Origin of the sequence: Polycladidibacter hongkongensis (assembly GCF_001561995.1) — a bacterium.
Lineage (GTDB): Bacteria > Pseudomonadota > Alphaproteobacteria > Rhizobiales > Stappiaceae > Pseudovibrio > Pseudovibrio hongkongensis.
Window position 1 is genome coordinate 159036 of the sequence record NZ_LLWC01000036.1, and the last position, 23951, is coordinate 182986.

Genomic DNA, 23951 nt, shown 5'->3' on the forward strand with positions numbered 1-23951 from the left:
CCCAATAGTCCGGTTCGCCGGCAGGGCTTAAGCCAACTCTTCAATTTCAACAGCCAGAATACCCGGCGCAGCGGTGGTGATAGTTTTGGCCAGACCAGCCGTTTCTGGCAGGATGGTCTCGGCGAACAGGCGCGCGACGGCGAAACGCTGCACGGTTTCGCTGGCGTTTGCGTCTTGCAGATGGCTTATGATGGCCGCCTTGGCGAGCTTGACGCCGCCATATGTAAGGCTCAAGAGGCGCAGATACGGCGTGGCCCCTGCCAGTGCTTCATCGCTGCGTTTTTCCTGCAGGGCTGTAAGCAACCATTGGCTGGCCTCCTTAGTTGCACCGAGTGCGCTTTGCAAAGCTGCCGCGGTGCTGCCAAGCTGCGGCAGGTTATGCTTGGCGATGTCCTCTGCCTCGCCCTGCAGCTCGGCAAGCAGGGCCCTAAGGTTTTCCCCTTTTGACAAGGTAAGCTTGCGCAATACCAAATCGATGGACTGAATTGCATTGGTGCCCTCGTAAATCGGGGCGATGCGCACATCCCGGTGCAGCTGGGCGATGCCGGTTTCTTCGATATACCCCATGCCGCCATGCACCTGCAGCGCTTCGGAGGCCACCTCGACGCCAATGTCTGTCGAGAATGCCTTGGCGAGCGGGGTTAACAAGCCTGCCCGCTCACGCCAGAAACGCTTTTCTTCCTCCGGTAAATCTGTATTTGCCATATCGAGGGCCAGCGCACAGTTCAGGCAGATTATGCGGGCGGCATTGGTGAGGCCGCGCATACGCACCAAGGAGCGCTTGATATCGGGATGATGGGCAATGGGGCTCATGCCGGATACATCCTTGGCAGCTTTGCCCTGTTTGCGCTCCAGTGCGTAGCTCTGCGCCATTTGTGAGGCCAACTCGGCGATGCCAACCCCTTGTGTGCCCACAACAAGGCGGGCATTGTTCATCATGGTGAACATGCAGGCGAGGCCTTTGTTCTCCTCGCCAATTAAGTAGCCAATGGCACCGCCATTGTCGCCATAAACCATGGTGCATGTGGGCGAGCCATGAATGCCCATTTTATGCTCCACGCCTGCAACTGTTACATCGTTTAGAGCACCCAGAGTTCCATCTTCATTGACCAAACGCTTTGGCACAAGGAACAGTGAAATACCTCGTGTTCCTTCGGGAGCGTCCGGCAAGCGAGCAAGCACCAAATGCACGATGTTTTCGCTCATATCGTGATCGCCATAGGTGATGAAAATTTTCTGTCCGAAAATTTTATAGGTGCCATCACCCTGCGGCTCTGCCTTGGTGCGCAGGGCTGCAAGGTCTGAGCCGGCTTGGGGCTCGGTTAAGTTCATTGTGCCGGTCCACTCACCGGAGACCAGCTTTTCCAGATAGGTTTCGCGCAGCTGCGCGCTGCCGTGATGCTGCAAAGCCTCTACCGCGCCGATGGTCAATGTGGGACCAAGGGCGAATGCCATATTGGCCCCGTTCCACATCTCCATAATGGCTGTTGCCAGCAATGCAGGCAGGCCCATGCCCCCATATTCGGGGGAACCGGAGAGGCTGTTCCAGCCCGCATCGCACCATTCACGGTAGGTTTGCGCCCAGCCGGGAGAGGTTTTCACCGCACCATCGACGAGTTGGGCCGGGTGCTTGTCGCCAATCGGGTTTAGCGGCGCGATGGTCTTTTCAGCGAATTTCCCCGCCTCGGCAAGAATGCCGTTGATTAGATCTTCGTCAATCTCGGCGTTTTGCCAGTGCTGTTGAAGCATTGGCAGGCCAGCGAGATTCTTCATGGTAAAGGCAATTTCGGCAAGTGGTGCGCGATACAATTTGTCTTTCCTCCCATTCACGGCTTGACGAATGGCTGTTTGACCCTCACAACGCCGCTGTATCTTTGTTGCCTATAGGATTGGGCTGATTGACGTTTACGTCAAGGTCTATTTGCCCCTCCCTTCGTCGAGTTATGGAAGCTTGCCGTGATGTACCGTTGGAAAGTCGATCAGTCTGCCCCCGATTTCGTGCGGGAAGCGCCGTTTCGCGCACTTTGCGATGCGTTGCTGCGCGGAGAGTTGGCTGCATTGCCAACCGAAACTGTTTATGGCTTGGCTGCGGACGCCATCAATGGCGAGGCTTGCGCGCGTATATACGCGGCGAAAGGGCGGCCTCAGTTTAACCCGCTGATATCGCATGTGGCGGATGTGGAGGCGGCGTGCAAGCACGGCGAGCTTGATGAACGTGCTTTGATACTTGCTGAGCGGTTTTGGCCGGGGGCGCTTACCCTGGTTGTGCCCAAGCGTGCTGGCTCGCCGGTGAGTGAGCTGGTGACGGCCGGGCTCGATAGCATCGCACTGCGGGTGCCAGACGCGCCGTTGATGCAAGAGCTGACTCGCGCACTCGACCGGCCACTGGCAGCGCCGAGCGCTAATCTGTCAGGCAAGATTAGTGGCACCACAGCGGATGATGTAGCTGCCGACCTTGGAGACAAGCTGGCGTTTCTCGTGGATAGCGGACCAACGCAGGTGGGCGTCGAATCCACCATAGTTTCACTCGTGGGCCCACAGCCGACATTGCTGCGCCCCGGCGGCATGGCGCGCGAAGCGTTGGAAGATGTACTGGGTTGCAGTTTAGTCCGCGCGGGCAGCGACGACAGTGCCCCCGCCGCACCGGGCATGATGAGCTCACATTACGCGCCAGAGAGCTGGCTACGGCTGAACGCGACGCAAATTGAGGCAGGCGAAGTCGCGCTACTGTTTGGGCCTGTGGCCCCTGATGGTTTAAGCAAGGCTAAAGCACAGGTTCAGCTAAGTGCCAGCGGCGATCTGGTTGAAGCGGCAGCACGGCTGTTTCGTGCCCTGCGAAAGGCTGACAGTCTAGCCGCTGGTGGGCGCATCGCTGCTACGCCAGTGCCATTGCACGGCCTTGGTGAGGCAATAAACGACCGGCTGCAGCGGGCTGCGGCGCCGCGTGGATAGGCACTTGGGCTCTGCACCTGTGGCTTTACCTTGGGCACCCCTTGCTGATGCGCCCTAATGATGTTTAGCGCACAATCACTCCTGAGGATAACTAACCCTTAATTCTCAAGGTGTTCAGCACCAAAATGATGCAGTTTCGCAACATGTGGAGACTGCTTGCATTGTGCTGCATATTCTCTCCCCCTTGCATTCATGGGCTTAAGGAAAAAGGAAGCTGCGCTTTTTGCAACAATCTGTAAGACTTCTAAATAAGAGCTAGAGAGCACTGCATTTTCGGGGCGCATGCCTCCGGCTCCTAGAGTGTGACAAGCTGCGAGGCTTGGTCTGGTTTTTGAATGGCGGCACGTTCGAAAACCACAAAAGCCAAGTCTCAATACAGCAGTTCTTGTTAGGCTTGCTTGACGGACCTCCCCCACGGGCATAGCCCGCACCTTGAACCCGGGGCCTGTAGTCTTTTTATGTGCTAGGTTCCTAGCGCATTTTGAAAGGCTCTGCGCCCCGGTTTTCTTGTAGCTGTGGCTTATGCGCCCTTGTTTTCATAGGATCGTTGTTTTCTAAGGTCGGTTGTCTACTGCGTGTTTCCTATGGATAGATTTGCTGTCAAAGTGACTTTGTGGCGCTCTCCCCCGTGCGGCCAATTGACAGGCACGGCCGCATCATGAAAGCTGCCCTCTCAACCATTCGGGGGCGATTTTCTTGAGTACGCTATTGTTGCAGCATCCAAGTTTCTTGAGTCATCTAACGCCAATCGGGCACCCTGAGAGGGCAGATCGGCTGCGCTCCATTGATCGTATACTCGAGAACGAGCGGTTTTCCATGCTGGCGCGGGATGTTGCGCAAATCGGCCGCTTTCAGGATGTTGCCAGAGTTCACAGCCCTGACCACATCAACTTTTTACATCGGCGTATGCCACAAAATGGCATTGTGCAGCTGGATCATGACACCACGCTATCTCCCGGCAGCTGGGAGGCGGCGATGCGCGCAGTTGGCGGGGCTTGCCAAGCCGTTGAAGAGGTGATGGCTGGTAAGGTGAAGAACGCTTTTAGCTTGTCGCGCCCACCGGGGCACCATGCGGAGAGCAAGCGTGCGATGGGGTTTTGCCTGTTTAACAATGCTGCGGTGGCAGCCAGATATGCGCAGGACCATTTTGGCGCCGAGCGTGTGGCGATTGTCGATTTTGATGTGCATCACGGCAATGGTACTCAGGAAATCTTCTGGGAGGATGCCAGCGTCATGTACGCATCCACGCATCAGGGACAACTGTTTCCCGGCACTGGCGACAAGAACGAAGAAGGGGCGCACGGCTCAATCGTCAATGCTCCGCTGAGCTACGGCGATGGTGGAGAGGTGTTTAAAGAAGCTATGCAGGAAAAACTCCTGCCGCGACTGAAAGCGTTCTCTCCTGACTTGCTGATAATTTCCGCCGGTTTTGACGCACATATGCGCGACCCTATGGGCGGGCTGAAGCTAACAGAGTTGGACTTTGCATGGGCAACATCGCAGTTGATGGAAGTTGCGGACACCTGCTGCGCTGGACGCGTTGTCTCCCTACTTGAGGGGGGATATGATCTTGAAGGGCTTGCCCGTTCGGCCGCAGCTCATGTAATGACATTGATGAACCACTAGCATTTTGGCAAGGAACACGCATTTGACCACGCCCTCTCCTCTCCCCGATGTTGATAGCCTGAGCTTTGAAGAGGCCATGGCCCAGCTAGAAACCATTGTGCGCGACCTAGAACAGGGACAAGTGCCGCTTGAAAAGAGCATCGTACTTTACGAGCGCGGCGAAGCACTGCGCCAGCGCTGCGATTCTCTGTTAAAAGCGGCAGAGGCGAAGGTTGAAAAGATACAGCTGGCGCAAAATGGCGCTGCCAGCAGCGTTGAAGCCCTTCCAGAATCCTAGAGCCACTCTCTGAGGCGGCTAAGGAACTTGTTCGACTTGATTGGGTCGGGTGCGCTCGGCATTCGCCCCTTTCAATTTGTTGTGATCCACCAGTGATCGCAGTGTCACAAGCTATACTTATTCTTTTAATAGAATTATTAAAACACTCAATAAATCAGAGTAGTATACGTTTTCATCGTGAACATTTTTTCGAAAATAGATTTTTACTGCACGTGAAGTTGTGAAAACCTGCGGGTTTCCGCAAGGGCTTTTTCTAGTATTTTTTCCCCTCTTAATTAATTGGGAATAGCAAAACTGGCGAAGGAAAAGAAGCAATCTTACCCAAGGCAAGTTTGTTGCAAGCATAGAGCAAATCAAAAAAAGAGGGCCGCGCAAAAACGCGGCCCCAAGTCGATCACTGTGCACGTGGCCCCATCGACCACAACATACGCATAGGACTTTTTTAAAAGAATTGCATCACCCCATAGGGGGAAATAACAGTTTTTTGTTGTTTTCCAATGTAGAAAAAACTTTGTGTTCTATGCGCACATCACAACGCACCAAGGTCAAACTGTGGCAAGGCAAAGGTGGTTTTGTGCTATCCAACGCTTGCTAGGGGTTAGCGATTGCACCATATGAGAGAGTGATGTAAGCCATGGTGGGTGCGCAAAAGCGTACATGCAGCCAACAAAAGTAACTATTTATAAAGCCAATGTCCCTGCTCGATAAGATTTCTACCCCTGCCGACCTGCGCGCCATTCCTGAAGACGACCTCAAGCAGGTGGCGGAGGAGTTGCGCGGTGAATTGATAGAGGTTGTCTCGCAAACAGGCGGACATTTGGGCGCCGGATTGGGCGTGGTGGAGCTGACTGTTGCATTACACCACGTGTTTAATACGCCAGATGACAAGTTAATCTGGGATGTGGGGCACCAGTGCTACCCGCACAAGATCCTGACCGGGCGCAAAGAAAAGATGCACAGTCTGCGACAGGGCGGTGGCCTATCCGGCTTTACCAAGCGCAGCGAAAGCGTCTACGACCCGTTTGGTGCAGGGCATTCCTCCACTTCGATTTCGGCTGGACTTGGCATGGCTATTGGACGCGACCTTGACGGGTGCGACAACAATGTGATTGCGGTGATTGGCGATGGCGCACTTTCGGCAGGCATGGCTTATGAAGCCATGAACAATGCGGGTGCGATGAAATCCCCGCTCGTGGTGATATTGAACGATAACGATATGTCTATTGCGCCTCCAGTGGGCGCTGTTTCTGCATCTTTAGCGCGGCTGGTCTCTGGCAAGACCTATGCTTCTATTCGCGAGGCCGCCAAGCAAGTTGCCAAGGCCCTGCCCAAGCCGATCCAAGAGAAAGCGGCATTGGCTGAAGAATTTGCTCGCAGCTTCTGGACTGGCGGCACTTTGTTTGAAGAACTTGGTTTTTACTATGTTGGCCCTGTAGATGGGCATAATCTTGATCATCTGCTCCCTGTTTTGAAGAATGTGCGCGATGCGCGGGAAGGGCCGGTTCTGGTCCATGTGGTCACGCAAAAAGGTAAGGGCTATTTGCCTGCTGAAGAAGCAAGCAACAAATATCATGCTGTTGCCAAATTTGATGTGGTGACCGGCAAGCAGTCCAAGCCCAAGCCCAATGCTCCGAGTTACACACGTGTCTTTGCCAATGCCTTGATAAAGGAAGCGGAAAAGGACAAGAAGATCGTCGGCATCACGGCGGCGATGCCTGACGGGACCGGCCTTGACGTGTTTGGGGAGGCTTTCCCTAAGCGGACATTTGATGTGGGGATTGCAGAGCAACATGCGGTTACCTTTGCTGCTGGGCTGGCTGTGGAGGGGTACAAACCGTTTTGTGCAATCTATTCGACGTTCCTGCAGCGGGCCTATGACCAAGTGGTTCATGATGTTGCCATTCAAAAGCTACCCGTTCGCTTCCCGATTGACCGGGCGGGCCTTGTGGGGGCAGATGGTGCGACCCATGCAGGATCATTTGATACAGCCTATCTCAGCTGCCTGCCCAATATGGTGGTGATGGCCAGTGGTGATGAGGCCGAACTGACCCATATGGTGGCAACTGCGGCGGCCTATGACGAGGGGCCTATCGCCTTCCGCTATCCTCGCGGTGAAGGGGTTGGCCTCGAACTACCCGAGGTTGGCATGCCTTTGGAAATTGGGCGTGGACGCATGGTAAAGGAAGGCAGCAAAGTGGCCTTGCTGAGCTTTGGTGGCCGCTTACAAGAGTGTCTCAAGGCTGCGGACACTCTGGACAGCGCCGGACTTTCTACCAGTGTTGCTGACGCCCGGTTTGCCAAGCCCCTTGACGAAGCTTTAGTGTTACAGCTGGCGAAAGAGCACGAGGTGCTGATCTGCGTAGAAGAAGGCAGCGTTGGTGGGTTTGGTTCGCAAGTGTTGCAGCTATTGTCCTCACAAGGTGCGCTGGACCATGGCTTAAAGGTACGATCTTTGGTGTTGCCTGATATCTATCAGGATCATGATTCCCCCGCCAAGATGTACGCCGCCGCAGGGTTAGACGCAGCCGGGATTGCAGCCAAAGCCTTTGAGGCAATCGGTGTGAGTGGCGAAGACGCTTTGCGGGCGGCGAACTCTGCCTCCCCCTAGGTCAGAGTGTGGATAACCTGCAATAGAGGCGGCGTCGAAGGACCCGCCTTTTTCGTTGATAAAGCAGTAAAATGGCCAAGAATTTTTAATTATGCTTAGCCTCACTTAGGCAGCCTTGCATTTTTTCTTGGGCCTGCTGCATTTTTTTGTTGCGAAGCAGCGCCAATTTGGGCAATGCGGGCATTAAGGCACGTCGCCTCGAGTCTAGGCTCCCGTCTAGCTAGCTAACGTGCCTAATGACCGGTCCGACCTGAGTGCAGTAGGATCAATTTCCAAACAGTCTAATCGTGGGTTTTGCCATGGCGGGGTTGCTCGGCGCAGTTGCTGCTCTTCTTCTGTCCGTTGTTCTGATGATCTTGGGACACGGCCTCACATCAACACTTATTCCGCTGGCGGCAAACAACAGCGGCTTCAGTGATGTCGCAATTGGTTTAATCTCCTCCGGCTTTTATGCGGGATATGTGGCGGGCTGTCTGGCTGCGCCCTATCTGATCATGCGTGCCGGACATATTCGCGCATTTGCGGCGCTGGTTTCCATGATGTCAGCAGTGGCATTGCTGCATCCGGTGATTATCGAGCCCAATGCGTGGGCAGTGATGCGGTTGCTTACTGGCTTTTGTCTGGCGGGCGTGACGCTCATAGTCGAGAGCTGGCTCAACGAACGGTCAACCAACGAGAACCGTGGCACCACTATGTCGATTTACATTGTGCTGTATCTGGGTGCGACAATGGGCGGGCAAGTGTTGATGCCCGTGTTCGATCTGGCCTCCTTCACACCATTTATCGTGGCTTCGGTCGCCGTGAGTATGGCAGTTATTCCAGTGGCACTGACAAGAGCCACCCAGCCTGCACCCATTGCACTTGTGCGGTTTCGCCCTGTGCGGCTTTATCAAACATCACCCATTGCACTGATCGGCTCTCTGCTGACCGGTATGGCAAACTCTTCTGTATGGATGTTGGCGCCACTTTACGCCAGCCTATCTGGTTATGACACACAGCAATCTGCCTACCTTGCAGCGGCGGTGGTTCTAGGGGGGGCGCTGATGCAGTGGCCCATAGGCCGCCTATCAGACCAGATGGACCGGCGTAAGGTCATTCTCACCTTAGCCGTGGCAGCTTCTGTACTGGCGGCTGTGGTGAAATCCTACAGCTTTGATAGTTTCTGGGCGTTTTTTGCTCTGTTTGTGGTGCTTGGCGCGGCAACGCAGCCGATTTATGCCGTGATCGTTGCGCATGCTTTCGATTCTGCCGACCCTGAGGATTACGTGGAGACGTCCTCCGGTCTGTTGCTGGCAAGCGGTCTGGGCTCCATGGTAGGGCCACTGCTCGCTTCATTTCTGATGCGTGGCCTCGGGCCGAACGGTCTGTTCTCTTGGGTTATGGCGGTGGAGATTGTGCTTTCGGCCGCGGTCTTTGTGCGCTTATTGGCGAACCAACCGGTGGAGAGCGACGACAAGACAGACTTCGAGATCGCCACCGTATCGGGTGTTGGTACGGCGGTTATGCCGGAACCTCTGGATGTGGAAGATCCGAACGTTATCCCGCCAGAAGAGTTCCCTGCCTATGAAAGCGAAGTGGGCATCGCCTCGGAAGAGTATAGCGAGCCTTCCCCTGAGGCTGAGGAGCCAGAAATGGGCGCGGAGGCAAGGGTTGCGGACAACGAGACCCAGCGGTGAAGTTGATCAAACGCAAGGATACTGCGCTTTCCACCTGAAAAACCAATTTGAGGTGATTGCGCAGTGTCATAGCGCTTTACTTCTGCAACTCCGTGCGCCTAGCATGCGCACATGTACGGAGGGATAAATCTTCTTGGCTTGTTACGCAGTGAACGCACCAGTCTTGCCTTGTTGGCGGGGTTGGCTGTTGTTGCGCGCGTCACCCTTATCAGCTTGGGCCTTACCGGTAATCCGGCGCCAGCCGTCGCAGGACTTGACTATATCTGCAACCCTTCGGGCATTGTCGATGCGCGGCATCTGCCCCCGGAAGGGCAAGGCCCCTGCCCTTGTGGCGATACTTGCTTGCATATGGCGATGGCAGGGTTTGCATTTGTTGCCACACCGCCACTTACATTATACGTACCGCCAAGAGCCGCGGCTGTGGCTGGCCCTCAGTATCTGGCTCAGGTTGAACGGACCCCGCGTAGCTTTCATTTTTCATCGCGCGCCCCTCCCTTTGTTTAATCCAATTGCATTGTAACCGGAAGCACCAAAGCAACCTGCAAAACTGCATGGGCTGCTACATAGATAGGATTAGACAGATGAAAAAAATCACAAGAACTCTCGCACTTGGACTTGGCTTGGCGCTGGCCGGCACAGCCGCCATTGCAGGCGATATGCATAAAAACATGGGTGATGTGAAGCTGGGAGATATTACACTTAGCAAGGCTTGGTCCCGCGCGACACCGCCAAAGGCCAAAGGCGGCGGCGCATTTGTTACAATTCATAATGGCGGTACAAGTGATGCGCATCTGATTGCGGCCCAATCAGATTTGGCAAAACGCACCGAAATCCACGAAATGAAAGTCGCTGACGGCGTGATGACCATGCGCCAAATGAAAGACGGGTTAATTATTCCAGCCGGTGAAACGCTGGAGCTGAAGCCAGGCAGCTACCATATTATGTTTATGGGGCTGAACGCGCCGCTTAAGCAAGGCGAGATGCTGGACGTGACCTTGCAATTTGAAAAAGCAGGTAGCGCTGAGTTGAAAATTCCGGTGATGAAGATGGGCGCAAAATCGGGCGCGCATCATCACCACGGCCACTAGTCACAAATAAAGGAGGCCCTGCCATGCAACTCAATAAGGTAATACGTTACAGCGCTTGGGGACTGATTGCGGTTCTTGCAATTGCATTACTGGTGATCACTGTGAAAGACAGCAGTATCCTAGGCAGTGGCGGAAAAGGGCTGCAGCAGGAAGTGCTGATAGGCGGCGATTTTGACCTTGTGGATGGCAAGGGCCAACCTTTTACGCAAGTTAACCTGCAAGGGAAGCCGACGCTGATGTTCTTCGGCTTCACTTATTGCCCCGATGTATGTCCGACCACCCTTTCGGAAATGCAGGGGTGGATTGAAGAGCTGGGTGCGGACGCGGACAAACTAAATTTTGTGTTCGTCTCTGTGGACCCAACAAGGGATACGCCAGACGTCATCTCCGATTACGTCGCTGCGTTTGATCCCCGCGTTGTGCCACTTACGGGCAGTGAAACCCAAGTTGCCCATGTGATCAAAACCTACCGCGTCTTTGCACGTAAGGTGGAATTAGAGGACGGCGATTATACCATGGACCACACGGCTGCGGTTTACATGCTGAATGGCAAGAACCAGTTTACTGGCACCATTGGTTACGGCGTCACCCACGAGGAGGCGATGCAAAAGATTCGCCGCTTGATCGACAAAGGCTAGATCGCTAACTTAGGCGCGGTGTTGTTTGATAGAACACCGCGCCTTTTGACTTATACCTGCAAGTTATGCAGGGGTTCGGCGCATTCATCTGAAAGTGCAAATGTGATGAACCAATACAGCGATATGCAAGAGCCTAACCAATGGAGTGTGATCGTCCTCGCGATACTTGGTGTGGTTTTGCTTGCGCTTTTGGGTGGCGGGCTCTATTTGTGGCTGCGCTATGGGCAAGCTGTTTATGTAGATGTGCTGCTAAACGGGCTGGCTGGCTGTTTCTAACTACGCAAGAATCAGGTGCATAATGCGACTTGACCAGTATCTGGTGGAGCAAGGCTTTTTTCAAACCCGTGCGCGCGCCCGTGATGCGATTTTGCGCGGCACTGTAGAGATTGATGGAGCGGCAGCGCGAAAGCCTTCGCAAAAGATTGCACAACACGCGCAGGTGCATATTGATGATCCGGCGCAGGCTTATGTCTCCCGCGCGGCATTGAAGCTAAAAGAAGGGCTTGTTGTCTCCGGTTTTTCGGCTTCTGGAAAAATCTGTCTTGATATTGGCGCTTCAACCGGCGGATTTACTCAGGTTTTGCTAGAGGACGGCGCTGCAAAAGTTCATGCCATTGATGTGGGGCACGACCAGCTGGTGGCCAGCCTTGCTAAAGACTCCCGCGTAATGCAGCAAGACGGGCTGAATGCACGAACTCTGACTTCACAGCATTTGCAGGGCGATGCGCCGCAAATGCTTGTTTCTGATGTTAGTTTTATCTCACTCAAGCTGGCTTTGCCACCGGCACTCGCGCTGGCAGCGCACGGTGCGCAAGGGATTTTTCTCGTAAAACCGCAGTTTGAAGTTGGCCGTGAACGGATTGGCAAAGGCGGATTGGTAGATCAGGAGACCGCTGCCGATTGCGCAAACGAGCTAGCTTATTGGCTTAGTGAACAGAGTGGATGGCAGGTCTTAGGTCTCTGCCCCTCCCCCATCAAAGGGGGGGATGGCAACACAGAGTACTTGCTCTACGCCCAAAAAAGCGGATAGTGCCGCCAAAGACAATAACAGGCAAAGCCATGACAGAGAACACCCAGCTCCTTGAGGTGACCCACGTTGCGCATCGCGGCGACGGAGTTGCCCTGCTTGATGGCCGCGAGGTCTACATTCCCTACACCCTCGCCGGTGAGCACGTACGCGCCAAGGTTAACGGCGCACGCGGGCAATTGCTGGAGGTGGAAAGCGCCAGCGCGCACAGACAAGCGCCGGTATGTCGCCACTTTGGCACATGCGGCGGCTGCGCCTTGCAGCATATGGACAAAGAGAGCTACGCCACCTTCAAACGCCAGCAGGTGGTGGATGCAATGGCAGACCGCGGCATCGAGGCCGATGTGGAGGCCCCCATCGTGTGCGATCTGGGCGCCCGACGGCGAGCTGTGTTTACCGCAGTCCGCGCCGGGCAAAAGGCCCTCTTGGGGTATCACGAGGCGAAATCGCACCGGCTGGTTGACTTGGTCGAATGCCCGGTTCTGGATCCGCAGATCACCAAGGCGCTAAAGGGCTTAAAGAAACTGGTTGCGCGTGTCATCCCGCGGCGCGGTGAGGTTAAAATAACCGTTGTTGCTTCCGCAGGTGGACTCGACGTTGCGCTAAGCGGCCTTGGCAAAAACGCTGAGCGGTCGTTTATGGAGCTGTCACAAGAGGCGATGGCGCTAGACTTGGCGCGGCTATCCGTTGATGGGGAGACAGTGATTGAGATCCGCCCGCCTTACCTGCCAATGGGACCGGCGAAACTGGTGCCCCCTGCTGGTGGTTTTATTCAAGCTGCAGCTTCGATAGAAGACGAAATGGCACAGCTGGCCGCAGCGCATGTGAAAGGTGCCAAACGCATCGCGGATCTTTTTTGCGGTGCTGGCACCCTAACTTTCCGCCTTGCGCAGGCAGCGCCGACACTAGGCGTTGAAAGCGACGCGGCAGCTCTGAAGGCGCTGGATACCGCTCTACGCGGTGCGCAAGGACACAAGGGCATTAAAACACAGCGGCGCGACTTATTCCGCAATCCGATGACCGCTGGCGAGATTGATAATTTTGGCAAGGGCTATGACGCGGTGGTGTTTGACCCGCCGCGCGCTGGGGCGCATGCACAGGCCAAAGAACTTGCGAAATCCAAGGTGAAGAAGATCGCCGCAGTTTCCTGTAATCCAGCCTCGCTGGCCCGTGATTTACGCGAGTTGATTGATGGTGGCTTTACTCTGGAACGGGTAGTTGTTCTTGATCAATTCCTCTACTCGCCGCATGTAGAAGTTGTTGCCCTACTCCACAAAACCTAGATCACATTCTAGCATGAAAAGAATAGAGAGGCATTCTCAGAGGCGCCTCTCTTTTTATTTCCATAACGACAGTAATATTGGCACGGGATGAAAGCATCTCTACTTAATATTTAAATATTTTTAGTTAATTAAAGTTCTCAACTTTAATATTTAGTCATGAAAAAGCCATAGATAGAACAGATCATCTTTTTGAAGAGGAGATTGATGTGGGAAGATGGCTGATTATCGCCGTGGCAGTGTTGTGCCTTATTCTTGGCTTGCTCACCGTGTGGCTGCCCATTCCCACTGGCGTGCCACTTTTGGCAATTGGCACAGTGCTTTTGCTTGGCGTTAGTCGCAAGGCAGCGCGATGGCTTCGGCGCAACCGCAACACCTACCGCTGGCTTAACCATGCAGTCGGCTGGGTTGAGGTACGCACCAGCGGACGCATCCATAGGATTTTACGGCGTACGCGGCCCCGGTACCGTAAACGGCGGCGGCGCTTTTCCCAAGTCACACGCAAACAAGCGCCAAACAGCAACAACCTTTGAGCGCTCTTTCCTTATTTTAAGCTCTCCTAAGCATCGCAGCGGCGCGAGCCAGACAGCATCAGGTGCGGGGTCGCATTACACGCGCCCTCACCACTCCAATCACCATGCCAATTGTCTATGCGCAGGCCCGTTGCCTTTGCTAGATCGGCAAGATGCTCTTTGGAGACGTACCGGCGGGTCTCGCTAACGACATGATAGCTGTCGCCATGATCGTAGTGCGCATCAAAGTGCAGGCGCCCATCCTCTGGCATCTGTGTGATCTCGGGCCAGCAACTGACGCGGTTCCCGCTAACTGTCGCAAGTTGCTGAGGTGCATCCTGTCGCCCCCACCGCTCCCACGGCTTTGCGCTTTCACTTTGAATACCGAAAGAGAAACGCCCGGAAGGCTTAAGGTGATGGGCGATGGTTTGCAGCAGAAGCACTTGATCGGTATCGGTGGTGAGATGATGAAATGCGAGACCGCCAAGAATGATGAAATCAAACTTTCTGGGTAGATCAACCGTGCGCATGTCCGCGCCGATCCAGGTGACAGCGCGTGAGTTGCTGATTGCCCGTTGCAGTTTAAAAGGATTGCGATCAACAGCGACGACCTTCGCTCCTTTTTTTGCGAGAGCAACGGAAAGAGCGCCTGTGCCACAGGCTAAATGCAAAACACTGGCACCGCGCACTGCCGCCAACATCAACAGGAAATCGTCGCAAACGCCCCATTCACGATCCAACGCGGCGGGCGGTAGACCTGCTGATGTGTGCCTTGTCGTTTTTCTAGCGCCTTGCATATGATTACCCGAGTTACTTGGTTTGACGTCAGGGTAGGTGACACAGGTTAATTCCGTGTAACACATTGGCAAGCTAGCAGTTAAAATTCAATGATCTGCGAAATTTTGGAGCATAAACATTTGTTATGTTGCGAAATTACACCAAATTGAAAACAATAGTGAACAACAAGATAGAGGCACCTAGTATAAATACCCTTATAATTTGTATTAACTTCATTTATACAAATCCTATGCAGTTCATATAAATTTTTATTAGATAGTAACTGATTTAGCACGCGGCTTTTACCGCGCGCTGCTTTCATCAATCAATCTCTAGTCTTGCGCGTAGAGCTCTGTTCCGGCCACCTCTATGCCAAAACCCTCCAAACCCACATAGTGACGCGCTTTAGAGGCGACGACGCGGATGGACGTCACGCCGAGATCTTTGAGGATTTGCGCACCGAGGCCGATTTCACGCCATCCTTCTTCTCGGGTCTTTGCGGACTCATGCTCCTCCAACTCTGCGGCGGCAAGCCCACCTCTGGCGGAGGTAGAGGAGCTCGCAACCCCGACCGCGCCTTCGCGCAGATAGACAATGACGCCGCGCCCCCGCTTGGCAAAGTCCTGCATGATGCCATCCAGCGGACGGGCCGTTCCAAACACATCATCAACAACAGATTCCCGCTGCAAGCGCACAGGCACATCCTGTCCATCGCGAATATCGCCAAAGACCACCGCCAGGTGGTCGACGCTGTCAAACGGGGTCGTGTAGGTAATGGCTTGCGCCTCACCTGCTGCGGTGCGCAGTGTAAATTCATTGGTGCGCTGGACGAGGCGCTCATTGCGCTGGCGCCACGCAATAAGATCTGCCACAGACACGCTTTTGAGTTCGTGTTGCTTGGCGAAAGCGGCGACATCCTCTCCGCGCTTCACGGTGCCATCATCGTTGACCAGCTCGCTTATCACCCCGACCTCTGGCAGACCGGTAAGTTTACACAGGTCTACTGCCGCTTCGGTATGGCCGGAGCGGATGAGGACGCCGCCTTCTTTGGCAACCAACGGAAACACATGTCCGGGGCGGACAAAATCTGTCGCGCCGACATTTGGATTTGCCAGAGCATGCACGGTGGCGCAGCGCTCATCTGCTGAAATACCGGTGGTTAAGCCCGGCGCGTAATCTACCGAAACCGTAAAGGCGGTTGCCAGCGGCGCATCATTGTTGGCAACCATGGGCTGCAACTGCAAGCGCGCGGCGATTTGCGGCGTCATGGGCGCGCAAACGATACCAGAGGTGTGGCGCACAATGAACGCCATTTGCTCAGGCGTAATCTTGCTGGCAGCGACAATCAAATCGCCTTCGTTCTCGCGGTCATCGTCATCGGTAACCACAATCATTTCACCGGCTTCAAAGGCGCGCAGGGCCTCGGCTACTCGGGCTTGTGACACGCTCATCTCCCTTGCTGCTTGCATACCAAGAAAATCGTTGGGGGTGACTTCCCCCGCAGTGGCTTCGGCCAGTTTGCAGGCCATTTCTCGCGAAACCCACGCCTGAGGATCATTGCAAAGCGCGGTGACCGAGGCAGGCGAAAGGCCCGCACGCCGCGCGAAAGAAGAGCGGCTTTCGCCCGTTTGCTCCAGATAGTCGTTTAGACGCATAAGTCTTCGCTCCATGTGGCTGCTCTTCCTCAGCAGCATTGCCTTTGAATGCAACATACCGACACTTTGCAAAAAACACGAGTGGAGTTTTCAGTATGACTGAAAAAAGTAAACTACAGGCAAAGAAAAAGCGGGCTGCTGAACCCGCTTTTTCTATAATCTTCAGTGAAGGAGTGCTCGCTGCTTGCTAGCCAACCTGCCCACGATGACGCAGGAGGTGATCGGCCAACACACACGCGACCATCGCCTCGCCTACGGGTACAGCGCGAATGCCGACGCATGGGTCGTGACGACCTTTGGTGCGTACTTCGACCTCATCCCCCTGCTTGGAGATCGAGCGGCGCGGCGTCAGGATCGACGAGGTCGGCTTGACAGCAAAGCGCACCACAAGCGGGGCACCGGAGGAGATACCGCCGAGCACACCGCCCGCCTGATTAGACAGGAACACCGGGTGACCATCAGGGCCGATGCGCATTTCATCGGCGTTATCTTCGCCGGTCAGCGCTGCGGCTTCAAAACCATTGCCGATCTCAACGCCTTTTACAGCATTAATAGACATAATGGCTGAAGCAATGTCTTGATCCAGTTTGCCATAGAGCGGCGCCCCGAGACCCACGGGCACGTTTTGCGCGACAACTTCAAGAACCGCGCCGACAGACGAGCCATCCTTACGAATGCCATCCAGATACTCGGCAAAAAATGCGGCGGCCTCTTTATCAGGACAGAAGAACGGGTTGTTGTGCACCTCGTTCCAATCCCAATTGTCGCGGTTGATTTTGTGCGGACCCATTTGCACCAACGCCCCGCGAATTTCAATGCCGGGAATAACTTTGCGTGCGACCCCGCCTGCTGCCACACGAGAGGCTGTTTCACGGGCAGAAGAGCGCCCGCCGCCGCGATAATCGCGGATGCCGTATTTGGCGTCGTACGTGAAATCAGCGTGTCCCGGGCGATACTGTGATTTGATCTCACCGTAATCTTTCGAGCGCTGATCGGTGTTTTGTATCATCAGCGAAATCGGTGTACCGGTGGTTTTTTGCAGGCCATCTTCGTCCTGCATGACGCCTGACAAGATTTGCACCTGATCCGGCTCGTTGCGCTGGGTGGTGTATTTTGACTGACCGGGGCGGCGTTGATCCAGAAAACCTTGTAGATCAGCTTCAGTGAGGGGGATCAGCGGCGGGCACCCATCAACAACACAGCCAATGGCCGGGCCATGGCTTTCACCCCATGTGGTCACACGGAAAAGTTTACCAAATGTATTGTCAGACATGATCGGGCCCAAGTTCTTAGCGCTAATGTTTGCTAGGCTTTTAGGGGGGAATGCGCCCGCGGTCAATTGAGCAGCGCACAACAGCCGGTTTTCCAACCTAAGGCAAACTGATTATCACTATATCCAGCTTTCTTCCTTGTTCGACCAAACCCAAAACTGGTCTTGTGGCACCGGCAGATTGGGAACCTCTGCCTCCGGATGCCCGCAAAGCAGGCCCCGCAAAGCCCGCATCACGCCACCATGGGAGACCACAATCAAAGGACGGTGGGTGGTCATAAGCCATGCCTCGATGCGCGCGGTAAGCATTTGATAGCTTTCGCCCTCGGGCGGGACAAAGCCCCATTTGTCCGCAGCGCGGCGGGCGACGGCTTCGGGCTGATCCACCTCTAGCTCGGGGATGGTTTTACCCTCCATAGCGCCGAAAGTGATTTCTTTCAGGCGGTTTTCAATGCGATATTGATCGGCAGGCAGGCCCATTTCCTCGCGCAGGATATCCATGGTCTGACGGGTACGAATCATGGGAGAGCAGAGCCAGTCAAACGCCTCTGCATTCACGCCCTGCTCTTCCAGATAGAGTGCCAGATACTCGCCATTGCGCCGAGCCTGTTCGCGGCCAGTGTCGTTTAACGGAATGTCTTGATGACCTTGCATGCGGCCTTCTTTGTTCCAATCCGTTTGGCCGTGGCGCACAAACACAATATGGTCAGGGGCAAGCCGGGCGGCGCGGGTGAGTTCCTGCAACATGAAGTTTATGCCTTACAATCCGTCAATAACACCGTATCGGCGCGTGCAATTCCAGAGCAAACCAACACAGATAGCGTGGTTTTATGCGCGGTTTTACCTGTTTTGCTTAGGTCTGCCAATGGACAAGCTTGCTCGTCCCTTACATGCATTGCCAAATGACATGCAAGCTCAGTTAAATCTCGCTGCGGCAACAAAGGTTTGTGGAGATAATTTTGCTGGTGACAAAAAACACCCGGAGGCGAACCACCGGGTGTTAAAATACCGAAGTTTTTAACTTTATCGCTTAATCAACAACGGAAATGTCCGGCGCGTCGACAGCCTTCATACCCACCACATGGTAGCCGCTGTCCACATGCAGGGTTTCACCGGTTACGGCGCGAGACAGATCGGAGAGCAGGTAGAGTGCGCTATCGCCAACCTCATCAATTGTTACAATGGAACGCAGCGGTGCGTTGTACTCGTTCCATTTAAGGATGTAACGGAAGTCGCCAATGCCGGAGGCCGCAAGCGTTTTGATCGGGCCAGCGGAGAGTGCGTTCACACGGACCTTTTGCGGACCCAGGTCTACAGCCAGGTACTTAACCGATGCCTCCAGTGCAGCCTTAGCAACGCCCATAACGTTGTAGTTTGGCATTACCTTCTCGGCACCGTAATAAGTCAGCGTCAGAATAGACCCGCCTTCGCTCATCAGTGGTTCGGCGCGCTTGGCCACTGCTGCCAGCGAGTATACCGAGATCTCCATGGACTTGTTGAAGTTTTCAACGGACGTGTCGAGATACTTCCCAGTCAGTTCATTTTTGTCGGCAAAGGCGACAGCATGGACAACGAAATCGATTTTGCCCCACATCTCTTTCAAATTGTCAAAAACTGCGTCGATGCTGGCATAATCCGTCACATCGCAATCGCCAACCACATGGGCATTTAGCTGGTCGGCCAATGGCTGCACACGTTTCTTGAGCGCTTCGCCCTGATATGTCAGAGCAATCTCAGCGCCAGCATCGTGCAATGCCTTGGCAATTCCCCAAGCGATTGAGCGGTTGTTGGCAAGGCCCATGATCAGACCACGCTTACCTGCCATCAATCCCTGTGTTTGTGCCATTTTTTTCTCCTAGGTGAATTCCATTGGGCCCGCGCCAAAGGAAGGCGCAGAATATGCGCCAAATATGTCGCAGGCGGAAAGCCATCGAAATGAGTTTACTGCGCCATTGGGCCTGTTAATTGCGTCCCAATATCTGATAGTAAGCTACAGATCAATCTTGAATACTGCGACAGAGCGATGACAACCCCAATCCATATTAGTGAATTTCGCCGCGCGATTGGCCCAGCCCACGTGCTTATCGAGGACGCTGACAAGCAAGGCTACCTTGTAGAATGGCGGGACAAATTTCAGGGGACAACCGAGGTGGTGTTACGCCCCGGAAGCCCGCAAGAGGTGGCGAAGTGTGTCAAAATCGCCGCACGTCACGGATTGAAAGTCGTACCACAAGCTGGCAATACTGGGCTTGTCGGGGGTCAAATTCCACGGGAAGACCGTAGGGAAATTGTGATTTCCGTCAATCGGCTAAACAAAATAAGACACGTTGATTCAAAAGGTTACACAATCTCTGTTGACGGCGGCGTGAAACTGCAACAGTTGCAAGAGGCCGCCGAGGAAGCTGACAGGTTGTTTCCATTGGCGCTGGCTTCACAGGGAAGCTGTATAATTTCTGGAAATATCGCAACGAACGCTGGGGGAACCGCCGTTCTTTCCTATGGCAACACGCGTGATCTGGTTTTGGGGCTTGAAGTTGTCATGGCAAATGGTGAAATCTGGCATGGCATGCGTGCACTACGCAAAGACAATACCGGTTACGATTTGAAACAATTGTTTATTGGATCAGAGGGGACTTTGGGCATCATTACCGGCGCTTGCCTGAAGCTGTTGCCCCGTCCTTGCGCGCAAAACGTCGCTCTTTGCGGGGTAGATTCGCCCGAGCAGGCGCTGTCGCTGTTTGCAATTGCCAAAAAACATGCGGGCCCGATGCTGACGGCCTTCGAGATTATGCCGCGCCTTGGCATGCGATTTTCCGTAAAACACCAAGACGGGCTAAGCCGCCCACTCGCGCAGGAACACAACTGGTATGTGGTGCTCGAGCTGAGCGCTGGCTCTCCTTCTGTCGATCTGGAGGCTCTCACCGAAGCTATGTTTGGCGAAGCTTTCGAGGCCGAAGCGCTGGAAGATGCTGTGTTGGCACAAAACGGCAAACAAGCTGCGGATATATGGCGGCTGCGTCACGGCATGAGCGAGGTGCAGAAGTTTGAGGGCGGCTCGATCAAACATGACATCTCGGTTTCGGTAAACAAGGTGCCAGCTTTCTTGCGTGAAGCGCTCGCGGCAGTTGAAGCGCTGGTGCCGGGGTGTCGCCCTGTGCCGTTTGGCCATATGGGAGATGGCAATTTACACTTTAACATCACCCAACCTGAGGGGGCGGACAAACAGGCCTTCTTGGCGCGCTGGGACGAAGTCAACGAAGTGGTGCATGCCATTGTTGCCCGTTATGACGGGTCAATCTCTGCGGAGCACGGCATCGGCGTTCTCAAGCGTGATTTGATGGCGGCGGTTAAAAGCCCCGTCGAGTTGGAGATGATGCGGGCGGTCAAGCGCGCGCTTGACCCGGATAACTTGTTCAACCCCGATCGGATTTTACGGGCAGACCGCCTGTAACTGACCAGCATCGTGAGGGTGACACGGCATCAATAAAGGCCTGATCGTGGGAGACGACCAACAAAGCCCCATCATAGGCGGCAAGGGCGCTTTCCAGCGCTGCGATGGCTGCAAGATCTAGATGGTTTGTCGGCTCGTCCAGTATCAACAGCTTGGCGGGCTGGGGCCCGGCCATGGTGCAGGCAAGAGCCGCGCGCATGGTTTCACCGCCGCTAAGGGTACGGCACTGTTGCTGTGCCCGCTGCGCGCGAAACCCGAAGCGGGCGAGTGCTTCATGGGCTTGATGCTGGCCTGATTGCGGATGCAAGCGCCTGTAGTTTTCAAGCGGACTTAGCTCTGGCAGCAAGAGCGAGGCCTGCTGGTCAATCAGCGCGGCGCCATGTGGCAAGTGACACTTTCCTGATTGCAAGGGCAGTTCCCCAACTATGAGCTTTAAGAAGGTGGATTTGCCACTGCCATTGGCGCCAGTAATATGCACCCGCTCCGGCCCGACAATGTGCAGGTTTTGCCCTTTAACAACCGTTTGGTCTGGCAGATAACCGCCAGTTATATTGCTCGCTTTTAGCACCACTTGCTGGGGCGCTAGACCGGTGGGTGGCACTTGCATGCGCACCGCCAGTTTCGGCAGGACGCGGGAGCGACTTTGCACCAAGCGGTCGGCGGAATTGTCCAGTTGCTCCTGTGTTTTTTTTCGCAAGGACGCCGCGGTGGTTTCGCTGGTTTCTCTTCGCTTTCCGAGCATAACCTTTGGCATATCGCCACGCTTTGCTTTTGCTGCACCCGTACTGGCATTGCGTTGGCTGCGTTCTATTTGCGCCTGTGCTGCCTTGCGCTCTTGCTTGTGCTGGTGCTCTGCTGCATGCAGTGCGGCGGCGGCGGCCTCTTCCTCCTTTTGCTTTTGCGCCAGATAAAAACTGCCATTGCCGCCATATCGTCGTACCCTGCCCTGCTCTAGTTCTACCACTTGATCGAGAGTATCAAGCAGTAATCTGTCATGGGTGGCAATAAGCGCCGCCTTTGGCCAAGCCGTGACAAAATCTGCAAGTGCCTCGCGCCCCTGCATATCAAGATTATTGCTTGGCTCATCCAAAAGCAGCACATCCGGTGACTGAAATAGCAGGGCGGCAAGGCGCACCCGTGCCAGCTGGCCACCAGAGAGATGGGACAATTCTGTCTCAGGCTTTAGAGAGAGACGCAGGGCGGCCAACGCCTCATCCATTCTCTGGCGCAAAAGCCAGTCTGCTTCGCCAAGCTCTTCTATGGTGGCGCAGCCATTTTCTGCTCGTGCTAACAGTGCAAGAGCATCTTCGACCCCGAACAAAGTTGCCACAGTTTCTTGTGGAGCGGGAGCAAGGGCCTGCGAATACAACAGGCAACGGCCAGTGTGCTCTACCCGGCCCAACGATGGTGGCAATTCACCTGCGAGCAAGCGCAACAGTGTTGTCTTGCCGCTGCCATTCACACCGACAAGGGCTAGTTTTTCATTGGCTAGGGTAAGGTCGATCCCGCGAAGGAGGCTAGCGCCCTCGGGCTTTTGCCAGTGCAGGTTTGCGGCGCGAAGATAACAAGGCATAAGAGTATGATCCCAGAACAACAATAAGGCAGGTTGCAATTGTTGTTTCAATGATCATATCGGCACCTTCGCTTTCGTTTTGCTACAGCTTCTTACTTAAAGCCGTTTCACTATATCCCCTTGAGCAACACGGTCAACAGTTTAACCAGCTCGCGGCGAACGCTGTGACATATTTACCTGAAACAAATCCAGCTGATTCTCATTTTTGGAGGCCTTACTGGAGGCGTCAGCCTTACGTGCCGATGCTTTGTTCTGGCCATGTGGTTCGTCTTCCGGCTCTTTTGCGAGGTTGATCGCGTCTTGCAATTCTGCTCGGTCGTAACTGGCAGCATTAATAGAGCTGGAGATTGGCAGGGCCTCAAAAGGTTGATCCGCATTGTTGTAAAGCAGAGGCATGGCATGGCGCGCGCGAACGTTATCTGTATCCAGCCAATTGGAAAAATCCTGCGGGGCGATGGTTGCGGGCATGCGATCATGAATTGCCTTGGTGAATCTATTGGCAGGTATTGTGATAATTGCCGCTGTGTCGATATCGCCGCCTTCGGGGTGGGAGTAGGTTTCCCAAATCCCTGCAAATGCCAGCGTGCCGGCAGCGGGAGGGCGCAACATGTAGGGTTGTTTTTCCTTACCTTTTCGCTGCCATTCATAGTAACAGCTAGCGGGGATGAGGCAGCGCCGGTGCTTTGCAGCATTTTTAAAGCTGGGTTTTTCTAGCAAGGTCTCGGCCCTTGCGTTGATCAGCAGGCTAAACGAGGCAGGATCTTTTACCCAGGCGGGCACCAGCCCCCAACGCGCCAGCATGAATTTAGGTTGCCCGTGAACGCCGGTGACAAGAGCGATTGGCTGGGTGGGGGCAATGTTGTAGCGCGCGGGGAAGCTCGGCTCTTCAAGGTATTGAAAGAGCGTGCGGACTTGTTCTGGCGTGGCGGTGAGTGCAAATCTTCCACACATTGACGGTATCCCCATTCGATAGCTGACAAAAATGCTATAAAGCTCTAAGTTAACTAAAACAAATCAGAGGCAGAAGAACAAATGGAATTGGCACATGCGCAGACGAGCTTAAGCGATCTGGGAGTAGAGCGTCTCGAGCATGCCAATATTAATGGTCAGACAGGGCTTGCAACTGACTACCTCAACCATTTCAACGAAGTGGTCATGTTGCTGGAAATGCTGCCAGATATGCCAGAATGCGCCGAAGATGTGCTGGACTGGCGGCCCTGTAGCTATGAGGAGCATTTTCGCAACTCCTGCTTTTCGGAGAAGGATCTTGCAATTGTCGCCTTCTATGCCGCGCCAGCTAACGTTCGCTTGGCATTCGAGCGTGCGGTACAGGCCGTTGATGCGCAGGTGTTGGAGATTCAAGAGGAACTACGCCAGCGCTGTGAGGATCCTGAATATCTGTTGGTCGTTCGCGATCTCGTCACCACTCAAATCCAAGGATTGCTGAGCCGTTGCAACGGCATTATCCACGGGCGCGTTGATGCAAGAGCTGAAGGGCAGGAAAACACGCAGGCCGATGTGGATGCTCTGTTTGATTAAAA

The 23951-nt window shown here is 54.5% G+C and carries 22 protein-coding genes; 14 read left to right on the forward strand and 8 right to left on the reverse strand.

From position 1 onward, the window contains the following. Positions 1 to 27: 27 nt before the first annotated feature. Positions 28 to 1809: an acyl-CoA dehydrogenase family protein gene (locus tag AYK82_RS15925; protein ID WP_068318273.1), complete on the reverse strand. Its 1782-nt coding sequence runs from the start codon at positions 1807 to 1809 to the stop codon at positions 28 to 30. 150 nt (positions 1810 to 1959) lie between these two features. Here AYK82_RS15925 and AYK82_RS15930 point away from each other — a divergent pair, with 150 nt between their 5' ends. From AYK82_RS15930 to AYK82_RS15985, 12 genes are all read left to right on the forward strand, one after another. Beyond that, a complete protein-coding gene (locus AYK82_RS15930) occupies positions 1960 to 2952 on the forward strand; it encodes an L-threonylcarbamoyladenylate synthase (protein WP_068318276.1) in 993 nt (330 codons plus the stop codon). 696 nt (positions 2953 to 3648) lie between these two features. Beyond that, the gene (locus AYK82_RS15940; RefSeq protein ID WP_068318282.1) at positions 3649 to 4578 is read left to right on the forward strand and encodes a histone deacetylase family protein; all 930 of its coding nucleotides are present in this window, start codon (positions 3649 to 3651) and stop codon (positions 4576 to 4578) included. A 22-nt stretch (positions 4579 to 4600) separates the two neighbouring features. After that, the gene (locus AYK82_RS15945; protein WP_279626443.1) at positions 4601 to 4855 is read left to right on the forward strand and encodes an exodeoxyribonuclease VII small subunit; all 255 of its coding nucleotides are present in this window, start codon (positions 4601 to 4603) and stop codon (positions 4853 to 4855) included. Between the two features lie 691 nt (positions 4856 to 5546). Next, positions 5547 to 7463, forward strand: coding sequence for a 1-deoxy-D-xylulose-5-phosphate synthase (gene dxs / locus AYK82_RS15950; RefSeq protein WP_068318286.1), 1917 nt, complete (start codon positions 5547 to 5549; stop codon positions 7461 to 7463). Between the two features lie 299 nt (positions 7464 to 7762). Next, the gene (locus AYK82_RS15955; RefSeq protein WP_068318831.1) at positions 7763 to 9139 is read left to right on the forward strand and encodes an MFS transporter; all 1377 of its coding nucleotides are present in this window, start codon (positions 7763 to 7765) and stop codon (positions 9137 to 9139) included. Between the two features lie 111 nt (positions 9140 to 9250). Continuing rightward, entirely contained in the window at positions 9251 to 9643 is a 393-nt protein-coding gene (locus AYK82_RS15960; RefSeq protein ID WP_068318295.1) for a hypothetical protein, read from the forward strand. A gap of 77 nt (positions 9644 to 9720) precedes the next feature. Further along, on the forward strand, positions 9721 to 10227 hold the full coding sequence (locus AYK82_RS15965; RefSeq protein ID WP_068318302.1) for a copper chaperone PCu(A)C: 507 nt from the start codon (positions 9721 to 9723) through the stop codon (positions 10225 to 10227). Between the two features lie 23 nt (positions 10228 to 10250). Further along, the gene (locus AYK82_RS15970) at positions 10251 to 10865 is read left to right on the forward strand and encodes an SCO family protein (RefSeq protein WP_068318307.1); all 615 of its coding nucleotides are present in this window, start codon (positions 10251 to 10253) and stop codon (positions 10863 to 10865) included. A 105-nt stretch (positions 10866 to 10970) separates the two neighbouring features. Beyond that, positions 10971 to 11141, forward strand: coding sequence for a hypothetical protein (locus AYK82_RS18065; protein WP_156453402.1), 171 nt, complete (start codon positions 10971 to 10973; stop codon positions 11139 to 11141). Between the two features lie 22 nt (positions 11142 to 11163). Continuing rightward, entirely contained in the window at positions 11164 to 11895 is a 732-nt protein-coding gene (locus AYK82_RS15975) for a TlyA family RNA methyltransferase (protein WP_068318311.1), read from the forward strand. 29 nt (positions 11896 to 11924) lie between these two features. Beyond that, positions 11925 to 13175, forward strand: a complete 1251-nt coding sequence (locus AYK82_RS15980; protein ID WP_068318314.1) for a class I SAM-dependent RNA methyltransferase — start codon at positions 11925 to 11927, stop codon at positions 13173 to 13175. A 206-nt stretch (positions 13176 to 13381) separates the two neighbouring features. Next, on the forward strand, positions 13382 to 13705 hold the full coding sequence (locus AYK82_RS15985) for a hypothetical protein (protein ID WP_068318316.1): 324 nt from the start codon (positions 13382 to 13384) through the stop codon (positions 13703 to 13705). A gap of 26 nt (positions 13706 to 13731) precedes the next feature. Here the strand turns inward: AYK82_RS15985 and AYK82_RS15990 are convergent, their stop codons facing one another. The 5 genes from AYK82_RS15990 to fabI form a co-directional block, all read right to left on the reverse strand. Then, positions 13732 to 14481, reverse strand: coding sequence for a class I SAM-dependent methyltransferase (locus AYK82_RS15990; RefSeq protein ID WP_172795264.1), 750 nt, complete (start codon positions 14479 to 14481; stop codon positions 13732 to 13734). A 312-nt stretch (positions 14482 to 14793) separates the two neighbouring features. Continuing rightward, a complete protein-coding gene (gene ribB, locus AYK82_RS15995; protein ID WP_068318322.1) occupies positions 14794 to 16116 on the reverse strand; it encodes a 3,4-dihydroxy-2-butanone-4-phosphate synthase in 1323 nt (440 codons plus the stop codon). 187 nt (positions 16117 to 16303) lie between these two features. Beyond that, positions 16304 to 17389, reverse strand: a complete 1086-nt coding sequence (gene aroC, locus AYK82_RS16000; RefSeq protein ID WP_068318325.1) for a chorismate synthase — start codon at positions 17387 to 17389, stop codon at positions 16304 to 16306. A gap of 117 nt (positions 17390 to 17506) precedes the next feature. Beyond that, positions 17507 to 18133: a histidine phosphatase family protein gene (locus AYK82_RS16005; protein WP_068318327.1), complete on the reverse strand. Its 627-nt coding sequence runs from the start codon at positions 18131 to 18133 to the stop codon at positions 17507 to 17509. 283 nt (positions 18134 to 18416) lie between these two features. Next, positions 18417 to 19232, reverse strand: coding sequence for an enoyl-ACP reductase FabI (fabI, locus tag AYK82_RS16015; RefSeq protein WP_068318333.1), 816 nt, complete (start codon positions 19230 to 19232; stop codon positions 18417 to 18419). 177 nt (positions 19233 to 19409) lie between these two features. On the opposite strand from fabI, the gene AYK82_RS16020 reads away from it, so the two are divergent. Further along, positions 19410 to 20837 (forward strand): FAD-binding oxidoreductase, encoded by a 1428-nt coding sequence (locus AYK82_RS16020; RefSeq protein WP_068318338.1) that lies wholly within the window; start codon positions 19410 to 19412, stop codon positions 20835 to 20837. On the opposite strand, the gene AYK82_RS16025 is transcribed toward AYK82_RS16020, so the two are convergent. Together AYK82_RS16025 and AYK82_RS16030 are read right to left on the reverse strand one after the other, a co-directional pair. Beyond that, positions 20800 to 22410 carry an ABC-F family ATP-binding cassette domain-containing protein gene (locus AYK82_RS16025; protein ID WP_068318341.1) on the reverse strand — a complete coding sequence of 537 codons (1611 nt, stop codon included), beginning with the start codon at positions 22408 to 22410 and terminating at the stop codon, positions 20800 to 20802. The genes AYK82_RS16020 and AYK82_RS16025 overlap by 38 nt on opposite strands. Positions 22411 to 22551: 141 nt before the next feature. Next, positions 22552 to 23361, reverse strand: a complete 810-nt coding sequence (locus AYK82_RS16030) for an SOS response-associated peptidase (protein WP_068318344.1) — start codon at positions 23359 to 23361, stop codon at positions 22552 to 22554. 81 nt (positions 23362 to 23442) lie between these two features. Between AYK82_RS16030 and AYK82_RS16035 the strand changes: the two genes are divergently transcribed. Continuing rightward, complete coding sequence (locus AYK82_RS16035) at positions 23443 to 23949, forward strand: hypothetical protein (protein WP_068318346.1); 507 nt, start codon at positions 23443 to 23445, stop codon at positions 23947 to 23949. Positions 23950 to 23951 lie beyond the last annotated feature (2 nt).